At 73.5% G+C, this 11,385-nt stretch carries 1 protein-coding gene; it reads right to left on the bottom strand.

All coding sequences use genetic code 11. The annotated features are described in order from the left end of the window. Positions 1 to 11,258 (bottom strand): type I polyketide synthase (locus AC0KTA_RS40475; protein ID WP_481056956.1); only part of this gene is annotated, 11,258 nt, incomplete at its 3' end. Between the last annotated feature and the right edge of the window lie 127 nt (positions 11,259 to 11,385).

Here is an 11,385-nt window from a genome sequence, read left to right as displayed (position 1 = left end):
AGGACTCCCGCCCGCATCGCCATCACCATCTTGATGACACCCGCGACACCGGCGGCGGACTGCGTGTGCCCGATGTTCGACTTCACCGATCCCAGCCACAGGGGCCGGTCTTCGGGCCGCTCCTGCCCGTACGTGGCGAGGAGGGCCTGGGCCTCGATCGGGTCGCCGAGTGTGGTGCCCGTGCCGTGGGCCTCGACGGCGTCCACCTCATCGGCGGTGAGACCGGCGGTCGCCAACGCGGCGCGGATGACGCGCTGTTGGGAGGGGCCGTTCGGGGCGGTGAGGCCGTTGCTGGCGCCGTCCTGGTTGACGGCGGAACCGCGGACGACCGCCAGGACTTCGTGGCCGTGGCGTCGCGCGTCCGACTGCCGCTCAAGAAGCAGCAGGCCGACACCCTCGCCCCAGCCCGTGCCGTCCGCCGCCTCCGCGAACGCCTTGCAGCGGCCGTCGGCCGCGAGCCCGCGCTGGCGGCTGAACTCGATGAAGGCGCCGGGGTTGGACATGACCGTGACGCCGCCCGCGAGGGCGAGGTCGCACTCGCCCTGGCGCAGGGCCTGCGCGGCCAGGTGCAGGGCGACCAGGGACGACGAGCAGGCCGTGTCGACGGTCACCGCCGGGCCTTCGAGGCCGAAGGAGTAGGCGAGACGGCCGGAGATGACGCTCGTCGCGCCGCCCGCCAGCAGATAGCCCTCGACGCCCTCGGGCGCCTGCTGGAGCCCGGAGCCGTAGCCCTGCGACGAGGCGCCGACGAACACACCGGCCTGGCTGCCGTGCAGTGTCGCCGGGTTGATGCCGGCGCGCTCGAACAGTTCCCAGGAGGTCTCCAGGAGGAGCCGCTGCTGCGGGTCCATGGCGAGGGCCTCGCGCGGCGAGATGCCGAAGAAGACGGGGTCGAACTGGTCGGCCTCGTAAAGGAATCCGCCCTGTCGGGCGTAGCTCGTGCCCCGCTGCTCGGGGTCGGCGTCGTAGAGCGCTTCGAGGTCCCAGCCACGGCCGCCGGGGAAGTCGGACATCGCGTCCCCGCCCTCGGCAAGCAGCCGCCACAGGGCGTCCGGGCTGGTGACCCCGCCGGGGTAGCGGCAGCTCATGGACACGATGACGATCGGGTCGTCGTCCTCGGCACCCCCCGCACGTCCCGCCGGGACCACGGCCGCACCCGGCGCCGACGTCGACGTCGCCTCGCCCACCAACTGCGCCCGCAGATACCCCGCGAGCACGGCCGAGGTCGGGTAGTCGAAGACGAGCGTGGTGGGCAGCTTCAGGTCCGTCGTGGCGGCGAGCCGGTTGCGGACCTCGACTGCCGTCAGCGAGTCGAAGCCCAGCTCACGGAACGCCCGGCTCGGCTCGACCGCCTCCGCACCGGGGTAGCCGAGCACCGAGGCCGCCTGGCCGCGCACCAGGTCCAGCAGCAGTCGCTCCTGCTCCGCCTGCGGCAGACCGGTGAGCCGCTCGGCCCACTCGGAGCCGGGAGCACCCTGCTTCGCCGCCGCGCCCGGCGCCGACTCGGGCTCGGCGAGCGCGCGCCGCACCTCGGGCAGGTCCGCGATGAGCGGGCTCGGCCGCGCCGAGGTGAAGGCAGGCGCGAACCGCTCCCAGTCGACGTCCGCGACGGCCAGGAACGTCTCGTCGTACGCGACGGCCTGCGCCAGCGCCGCCACCGCACGCTCCGGCGCCATCGCGGCCAGACCGCGGCGCCGCAGGTGTTCCGCGCCCTCGTCCCCCGCCATGCCGCCACCGGCCCACAGGCCCCAGGCGACGCAGGTGGCGGTCAGGCCGCGGGCCCTGCGCCGCTGGGCGAGGGCATCGAGGTAGGCGTTGGCAGCCGCGTACGCGCCCTGGCCGCCACCGCCCCACACACCCGAATTGGAGGAGAAGAGGACGAAGGCGTCGAGGTCCTCGGCGTCCACCAGCTCGTCCAGGTGCGTGGCACCCGCCGTCTTCGCGCCGAACACCTCCGCGATGTCGGCCGCGGTCATGCCGTCCAGCGGCTGCGTCTGCCCGACGCCCGCGGCGTGGAAGACGGACCGCGGCGTACGTCCGTCGGCGGCCAGTTCTTCAAGGAGTCCCGCGACCGCGTCCCGGTCGGCGACGTCGCACGCCGCGACCGTGACCTCGGCCCCCAACTCCTCCAGTTCCGCCTTGAGTTCACCGGCGCCGGGAGCGTCGAGACCACGACGGCTGGTGAGGACGAGGTGCTCGACGCCCTCTCGCGCCAGCCAGCGCGCCACGTGCCCGCCGATCGCACCGGTACCGCCGGTGACCAGCGCGGTGCCGCGCGGCGTCCACCGCTTCGTGGACTCGACCGGCTCGGCCTGGACCAGACGGCGTACGAGGACACCCGAGCCGCGTACGGCGAGCTGGTCCTCGTCGCCGACTCCCGCGAGGGCGGCCGTGAAGCGTGCGCCCGCCCGGGTGTCGTACGACTCCGGCAGGTCGATCAGACCGCCCCACCGGTCCGGGTACTCCAGCGCCACGACCCGGCCCAGACCCCACAACTGTGCCTGAACCGGGGACTCCAGAGCGTCACTGCGCCCCGTCGAGACCGCACCGGACGTCACCGCCCACAGCCGCGCCCCAATCCCGGCGTCACCCAGGGCCTGCACCAGCACGACAGTGCCCGCCAGGCCCACCGGCACATCGTCGTGCTCCGCGTGCGCCGCCTCCTCGAAGCCGAGCAACGAGACCACGCCGGCGAGTCCGGCATCGGCGAGGCCACGCAGCCGCGCGGCCAGCCCGTCGCGGGTCAACTCATCGCCGCCGACAGCGAGTTCGACTACCTCCACACCCGCTCGCGCCAGCGCCTCGCCCGCACCCGCCATCCACGGCTGGGTACTTGCGCCTTCGGGTCGTACGACGAGCCAGCGTCCGGAGAGCCCGGACGTCGGCAGGGTGCCGCTCGACAGCGGCTTCCAGGTGACCCGGTAGCGCCAGCCGTCGAGCGTGGAGCGCTCACGCCGCTGCCGCCGCCACGACGACAGCACGGGCAGGATGGCGCCCAACTCGGCGGAGGCGGAACCGTCCGCCACCTCCAGCTCGGCCGCCAGCTCCGCCAGGTCCTCGCGCTCCACGGCCTCCCAGAAGCGCGCCTCGACCTCGTCCACGGCCGTCTGCGCCTCGTCCGGCAATGCCGAGTGGTCGGGCCAGTAGTACTGACGCTGGAAGGCGTACGTGGGGAGGTCGACGGTGGTGCGGGAGCCCGGGAAGAGGGCCTTCCAGTCCAGCTCCACACCGTGGACGTGCGCCTCGGTGATGGACGTGAGCAGACGGCGGGCGTCGCCCTCGTCACGGCGCAGCGAGCCGAGCGTGGCGGCCGGGCTGTCGGTGGCGTCGATGGTGGCCTGCACCGGGACGGTGAGCACCGGGTGCGGGCTCATCTCCAGGAACAGGCCATGCCCCTCGGCGAGGAGACCACGCGTCGCGTGCTCGAACAGGACCGTCTGGCGCAGGTTGCGGTACCAATACCCGGCGTCCATGGGGGTGTTGTTGTCCAGCCAGGCACCCGTGAGGGTCGAGTACAGCGGAATCTCCGCGGCCTGCGGGGCAACCCCGTCCAACGCCTCCGCGATCTGCTCCTCGATCTCCTCGACGTACAGGGAGTGCGAGGCGTAGTCCACCGGGATCGTCCGCGCGCGGATGTCCTGCGCGACACACTGGGCCACCAGCTCTTCCAGGGCCTCGGCCTCACCGGACACCACGACCTGAGCGGGACCGTTGACGGCCGCCACGGAAACGCGCTCGCCCCATGCGGTGATGAGCTCCCGGACTTCCTGCTCGGGCAGCGGTACGGACACCATGCCGCCCTTGCCCGACAGCTCGCGGATCGCCTGGCTGCGCAGGGCGACCACGCGGGCCGCGTCGCGCAACAACAGCGCGCCCGCGACACACGCGGCCGCGATCTCGCCCTGGCTGTGCCCGACCACGGCCGCAGGCTTCACACCGGCCGCCTGCCACACCGCGGCCAGCGACACCATCACGGCGAACAGGACGGGCTGGACCACGTCCACCTCGTCGAACCGCTCCCCGCCCAGCTCCTCCAGCAGATCCCAGTCCACGTACTCGGCGAGCGCGTCCCCGCACTCCCCCATCCGCTCCGCGAACACCGGGCTGGAGTCGAGCAGTTCACGCGCCATCCCGGCCCACTGCGACCCCTGACCGGGGAACACGAACACCGGGCGGGCCGTCCCGCTCTGGGCGCGTCCCGTGACCACGTCCTGCGCCGTCGCGTCGTCCTGCGCCAAGCGCTCAAGCCCGGCCAGCAGCTCGTCCCGATCCGCGCCGAGGACAACCCCCCGGTGCTCGAACCGCGACCGCGCCACCGCCAACGACCAGGCCAGGCCGCCCAGTTCAAGCTCTGCTTGCGTCAGCAGATGTTCGCGGAGTCGCCCGGCCTGTGCCCGCAGCGCCTCCGGAGTCTTCGCCGACAGGGCGAGCGGTACAACCCCCTGCACCACGGACGAGGGGGCCACGGGGGCCGCCTCGGTCTCACCGGGAACCAGCGCCTGCTCCACGATCACATGCGCGTTCGTGCCACTCACGCCGAACGACGACACACCCGCACGACGCGGCGAGCCATCCTCACGCTCGCCCCACTCACGAGCCTCCGTCAGCAGCTCGACAGACCCCGCCGACCAGTCCACCTGCGGCGTCGGCTCATCGACATGCAGCGTCCTCGGCAACACCCCCTGCCGCATCGCCATGACCATCTTGATCACGCCCGCCACACCCGCGGCGGCCTGCGTGTGCCCGATGTTCGACTTCAACGAACCCAGCCACAAAGGCCGGTCGGCCGGCCGCTCCTTGCCGTACGTGGCGAGCAGCGCCTGCGCCTCGATGGGGTCGCCGAGCGTGGTGCCCGTGCCGTGCGCCTCGACCGCGTCGACGTCGTCGGCGGACAGTCCGGCACTGGCCAGGGCCGCCCGGATGACGCGCTGCTGGGAGGGGCCGTTCGGGGCGGTCAGGCCGTTGCTGGCGCCGTCCTGGTTGACGGCGGAGCCGCGGACGACCGCGAGGACCCGGTGGCCCTTGCGCCGTGCGTCCGAGAGGCGTTCGAGGAGCAGGAGGCCGACGCCCTCGCCCCAGCCGGTGCCGTCGGCGGCGGCCGCGAAGGACTTGCAGCGGCCGTCCGCGGCGAGGCCGCGCTGGCGGCTGAACTCGATGAACGTGCCAGGGGTCGACATGACGGCGACGCCGCCCGCGAGGGCCATGTCGCACTCGCCCTGCCGCAGCGCCTGCGCGGCCAGGTGCAGGGCGACCAGCGAGGACGAGCAGGCCGTGTCTACGGTCACTGCCGGGCCTTCGAGGCCGAAGGAGTACGAGATGCGGCCCGAGGCGACGCTCGCGGCGCTGCCGTTGCCGACGTACCCCTCCAGGTCGTCGAGGCCGCCGGGGGCGCTCAGGAGGTGGGTGGCGTAGTCGTTGTACATGACGCCGACGAACACGCCGGTCGAGCTGCCGCGTGCCGTGGCCGGGTCGATGCCGGCGCGCTCGAACGCCTCCCAGGTGGTCTCAAGAAGGAGGCGCTGCTGCGGGTCGATGGACAGGCCCTCGCGCGGGGAGATGCCGAAGAAGGCCGGGTCGAACTCGGCGGCGTCGTAGAGGAAGCCGCCTTCGCGCGTGTAGAAGGAGCCGGGGCTGTCCGGGTCGGGGTCGTAGAGGGAGTCGATGTCCCAGCCGCGGTCGCCGGGCAGGTCGCCGATGGCGTCGACGCCGTCGGCCGTGAGGCGCCACAGGTCCTCGGGGCTGCTGACGCCGCCGGGGTAGCGGCAGCTCATCGACACGATGACGATCGGGTCGTCGTCGACGGGGGCGCCCGCCGGCGCGGTCCGCGCCGTTCCCTGGGCGGGCGTCGCCGCGTCCGTGCCCAGGACCTCTTCGAGGATGTGGCGGGCCAGGACGGTGGCGGCCGGATAGTCGAAGGCGAGGGTGGCGGGCAGGCGCAGGCCGGTGGCCGCGGTGAGCCGGTTGCGGAGTTCGACCGCGGTGAGCGAGTCGAAGCCGATCTCGCGGAAGGCGCGGTCGGGTGCGATGGCGTCGGCCGACGGGTAGCCGAGGACGGCGGCGGCGTGGCCGCGTACCAGCGTGAGAACTTCCTGTTCGCGGTCCGTCTCCGGCAGCGTGGCGAGGCGCTGGGCGAGGGCGGAGCCCTGCTGCTGGTCCGCGGCGGCCGCGGTGCGGCGGCGGGGCGCGCGGACCAGGGTGCGCAGGAGCGGCGGTACGCCGTCGGACGCGGCGCGGGCGCGCAGTCCCGCGAGGTCGAGGCGGACCGGCACCGTCAGCGGGTGGCCGGTGGCGTGGGCGGCGTCGAAGAGGTCCAGGCCCTCGTCGGTGGTGAGCGCGGCGGCTCCGGCGCGCGCCCTGCGGTCCAGTTCGCCGGTGCCCAGGTGGGCGGTCATCTCGCTGGCCTCGGCCCACAGGCCCCAGGCGAGCGAGGTCGCGGGGAGGCCCTGGGCGCGGCGGTGCTGGGCGAGCGCGTCGAGGAAGGCGTTGGCGGCCGCGTAGTTGGCCTGGCCGGGGGTGCCGAAGACACCGGCGGCGGAGGAGAACAGGACGAACGCGGAGAGGTCCAGGTCCGCCGTCAGCTCGTGCAGGTGGAGCGCCGCGTCGGCCTTCGGGCGCAGGACGGTGTCCAGGCGCTCGGGGGTGAGGGTGGTGACCACGCCGTCGTCCAGGGCGCCGGCTACGTGCACCACCGCCGACAGGTCGGCGCCGACCTTGTCGAGCAGGGCGGCGAGCGCGGTGCGGTCGGCGGTGTCGCAGGCCGCGAGGCGCACGCGGGCGCCCGAGTCCTCCAGGTCGGTGCGGAGTTCGGCGGCGCCCGGGGCGTCCTGGCCCCGGCGGGACACGAGCAGCAGGTCGCGTACGCCGTGCTCGGCCACCAGGTGGCGGGCCATCAGGCCGCCGAGGGTGCCGGTGCCGCCGGTGATCAGGACGGTGCCGTCGCCCCAGGAGGCGGCCGTCTCGGCGGAGTCCGCCGCCTCGTCGGAGTCGGCTGTCTCGTCGGTGCTCGTCTCCGGGAGTGGTACGCGGGTGAGGCGCGGGGCGCGCAGTCCGCCGTCGCGGACGGCGAGTTCGGGCTCGTCCGTCGCGAGCGCGGCCGCCACCAGGGACTCGGCAGCCTCGGCGGTGGCCGGGTCCAGGTCCAGGAGGGCGAAGCGGTCCGGGTGCTCGGACTGCGCCGAGCGCAGCAGGCCCCACACGGCGGCGGCCACGGGGTCCGGCGCTGTGTCCGCGGGAGCGACCGCGCCGCGCGTGACCACGACCAGGCGGGACGCCTCGAACCGCGCGTCGCCGAGCCAGCCCTGTACGACGCCGAGCGTCCGTTCCAACAAGGGGCGCACGGCGGCGAGTTCCAGTGCGGGCGCGCTCGTGAGGAGCGGCAGCAGCACCGTCGCGGGCGGCTCGGCGCCGTCGTCGAGGGAGGCGGCCAGGGATTCCAGGTCCGCGTACGTCTGCCGTACGGAGGTCAGGGCGCCGGACAAGGTCGGGGCGTCGGCGCCGAGGAGCGCCGTCGAGGCGAGCCGCCCGGTCTCCGTCGCGTCGACGGGTGTCCACTCCACCTGGAAGAGCGCGTCGCGCCGCGGCGTGCCGGTCAACTGCTCCTCGGACAGGGCGCGCAGGGCGAGCGAGCCGACGGAGACGACGGGCCGCCCGGTGGCGTCGGCGGCGAGCAGGCTGACGGTGTCCGTCCCCGCGGAGGTGACGCGTACGCGGAGCGTGGTGGCGCCGGTGGCGTGCAGGGTGACGTCGGACCAGACGAAGGGCAGGTGCGCGCGGTCCGTCCGGTCGATGAAGTCGCCGAGTCCGACGGCGTGCAGGGCGGCGTCGAAGAGGGCCGGGTGCAGCCCGAAGGACTCGGTGTCGGCGTGCGCCTCCTGCGGCAGGTCGATCTCCGCGTAGACGTCGCCGCCCTGTCGCCAGGCGGCGCGCAGGCCCTGGAAGAGCGGGCCGTAGCCGTGTCCGTTGGCGGTCAGGCGCTCGTACAGGTCGGAGACGTCGACGCGCTCGGCCCCGGCGGGCGGCCAGACGGACAGGTCGGCGGCGTCGGCGGGCTGCTCCACGGGGGCGGCGGGCAGCAGGCTGCCGGTGAAGTGCCGCGTCCAGGGGGTGTCGTCGGCGTCGTCCTGCGGGCGCGCGAACAGGCCGAGCTCGCGCCGCCCGATGTCGTCGGGGCCGCTCACCGAGATCTGGAGCTGGACGGCACCCTGCTCGGGGATGACGAGGGGGGCTTCCAGGGTCAGTTCTTCGAGGTGGCCGCAGCCGACCTCGTCACCGGCGCGCAGGGCGAGTTCGACGTACGCGGTGCCGGGCAGCAGGATCGCGCCGTCCACGGCGTGATCCGCGAGCCAGGGGTGGGTCTGTGTCGACAGCCGCCCCGTGAAGAGGTACCCGTCGGCGTCCGCGAGGGCCACGGCGGCCCCCAGCAGCGGGTGACCGGCGGCACGCAGGCCCGCGAAGACCACGTCACCGGCGCCGGCGGGGACGGCCTTCGGCCAGTGGCGCTCACGCTGGAAGGGGTACGTGGGGAGGTCGACGGTGGTGCGGGGGCCCGGGAAGAGAGCCTTCCAGTCCAACTCCGCGCCGTGGGTGTGGGCTTCGGCGAGGGAGGCGGCGAGGCGGTCGGCGCCTCCTTCGTCGCGGCGGAGGGTGCCGAGGGTGGCGGCGGGGCTGTCGGTGGCGTCGATGGTGGCTTGGACCGGGACGGTCAGGACCGGGTGCGGGCTCATCTCGACGAACAGGCCGTGGCCTTCGGCGAGGAGGCCGCGGGTGGCGTGCTCGAAGAGGACGGTCTGGCGCAGGTTGCGGTACCAATACCCGGCGTCCATCGGGGTGTTGGCGTCCAGCCAGGCGCCGGTGAGGGTGGAGTACAGCGGGATCTCGGCGGCCTGCGGGGTGACCCCGTCCAGCGCTTCGGCTATCTGCTGCTCGATCTGCTCCACGTACGAAGAGTGCGAGGCGTAGTCCACCGGGATCGTCCGGGCGCGGACGTCCTGCGCCGTGCACTGGGCGACCAGCTCTTCCAGCGCCTCCGGCTCGCCGGAGACCACGACCTGGGCGGGCCCGTTGACGGCAGCGAGCTCAATGCGGCCCTGCCAAGCTGCGATCAGCTCCCGGACCTCCTGCTCGGGCAGCGGCACAGACACCATGCCGCCCTTACCGGACAGCTCCCGGATGGCCAGACTCCGCAGGGCGACCACGCGAGCGGCATCCCGCAGGGTCAGCGCTCCCGCGACACAAGCTGCCGCGATCTCACCCTGGCTGTGACCGACCACGGCCGCAGGCTGCACACTTGCCGCACGCCACACCGCAGCCAGCGACACCATCACCGCGAACAGCACCGGCTGGACCACATCCACCCGGTCGAACCGCTCGCCGCCCAGCTCCTCCAGCAGATCCCAGTCCACGAACTCGGACAGGGCCTCCGCGCACTCCCGCATCCGCTCCGCGAACACCGGCGAGGACTCCAGCAGTTCGACCGCCATTCCGGCCCACTGCGCCCCCTGCCCCGGGAACACGAACACCGGACGACCCGCGCCGCTCACCGCCCGCCCGATCACGAAGCCACCGGCCGCGCTGTCGCCCTCGGCCAGCCGGTCGAGCCCGGCCAGCAGCTCGTCCCGATCCGCACCGAGGACAACCCCCCGGTGCTCGAACCGCGACCGCGAGACCGCCAACGACCAGGCCACATCGCCCAGTTCAAGACCGGCGTGCGCCAGCAGGTGCTCCCGAAGCCGTGCCGCCTGCGCGCGCAGCGCTTCCGGCGTCTTCCCGGACAGCGCCAGCGGGACCACACCCGCCACGACCGGGGCCGGGCTTTCAGCGTCGCCCTCAGGCGAGGCGGGCGGGGCGGCGGGCTCCTCGCTCCGCGGCCCCTCCTCCACGATGACGTGGGCGTTCGTACCGCTGACGCCGAAGGAGGAGATCCCGGCGCGACGCGGCGCGCCACCGTCCCGCTCGGCCCACTCGCGGGCCTCGGTCAGCAACTCGACGGCCCCCGTCGACCAGTTCACCTCGGGGGTCGGCTCGTCCACGTGCAGCGTCCGGGGCAGTACGCCGTGCCGCATGGCGAGGACCATCTTCATCAGGCCCGCGACACCGGCCGCCGCCTGGGTGTGGCCGATGTTGGACTTGATGGAGCCCAGCCACAGGGGCTCGCCGGTCTCCGGCCGCTCCTGGCCGTACGTGGCGAGCAGCGCCTGCGCCTCGATCGGGTCGCCGAGCGTCGTGCCCGTGCCGTGCGCCTCGACCGCGTCGACGTCCGCCGCCGTGAGGCGGGCGTTGGCGAGGGCCTGCATGATGACGCGCTGCTGGGAGGGGCCGTTGGGGGCGGTGAGGCCGTTGCTGGCGCCGTCCTGGTTGACGGCGGAACCACGTACCACGGCGAGGACGGGGCGTCCGGCCCGCCGCGCGTCCGACAGGCGCTCGACCAGGAGCATGCCGACGCCCTCGCCCCAGCCGGTGCCGTCGGCACCGGCCGCGAAGGCCTTGCAGCGGCCGTCGGCGGCGAGGCCCTGCTGGCGGCTGAACTCGGTGAAGACACCGGGCGTGGAGATGACGGTGACGCCCGCGACGAGAGCCATCGCGCACTCGCCCTGGCGCAGCGCCTGCACGGCAAGGTGCAGGGCGACGAGGGACGACGAGCAGGCCGTGTCGACGGTGAGGGCGGGGCCTTCGAGGCCGAGCGTGTAGGCGATGCGGCCGGATTCGACGGCGGCGGCGTTGCCCGTGCTCACATAGCCCTCGACGTCCTCCTCGGCTTCGAAGAGGAGCGGGGCGTAGTCCTGTCCGTTGGTGCCGACGAACACGCCGGTGCGGCTGCCGCGGGCCGTCGCCGGGTCGATGCCGGCGCGCTCGAAGGCCTCCCACGCGGTTTCCAGGAGGAGCCGCTGCTGCGGGTCCATGGCGAGGGCTTCGCGCGGGGATATGCCGAAGAAAGGAGCGTCGAATTCGGCGACGCCGTCGAGGAACCCGCCGTGTGCCGTGGAAGTCGTTCCCTGCTTTCCGGCGCCATCCGGGTCGTAGAGGGAGTCCAACGCCCAGTTGCGGTCGGTGGGGAGTCCCGAAATCGCGTCCCGGCCTTCGGAGAGCAGCCTCCACAGGTCTTCCGGTCCGCTGACGCCGCCGGGGAAGCGGCAGCTCATCGCTGTGATCGCGATGGGCTCCTGAGCAGCGGCCTCGATGTCCTTCAGACGTTGCTGCGTCTGATGCAGGTCCGCCGAAACCCACTTGAGATAGTCGCGCAGCGTCTCTTCATTCGCCATCAAATGTCACCTGTTCAGGACGTGTGCCGCACCTGCTGGCATACAACGGACCTGTCCGCAGCCGTTTTCTCGATGACGCTATGGGGGCCCAATACGGGCAACAACCCCTACCCTCCCCCTACTCGCC

The organism is Streptomyces sp. Y309 (genome assembly GCF_056712025.1).
This window is presented reverse-complemented; position numbering and strand designations above follow the sequence as displayed.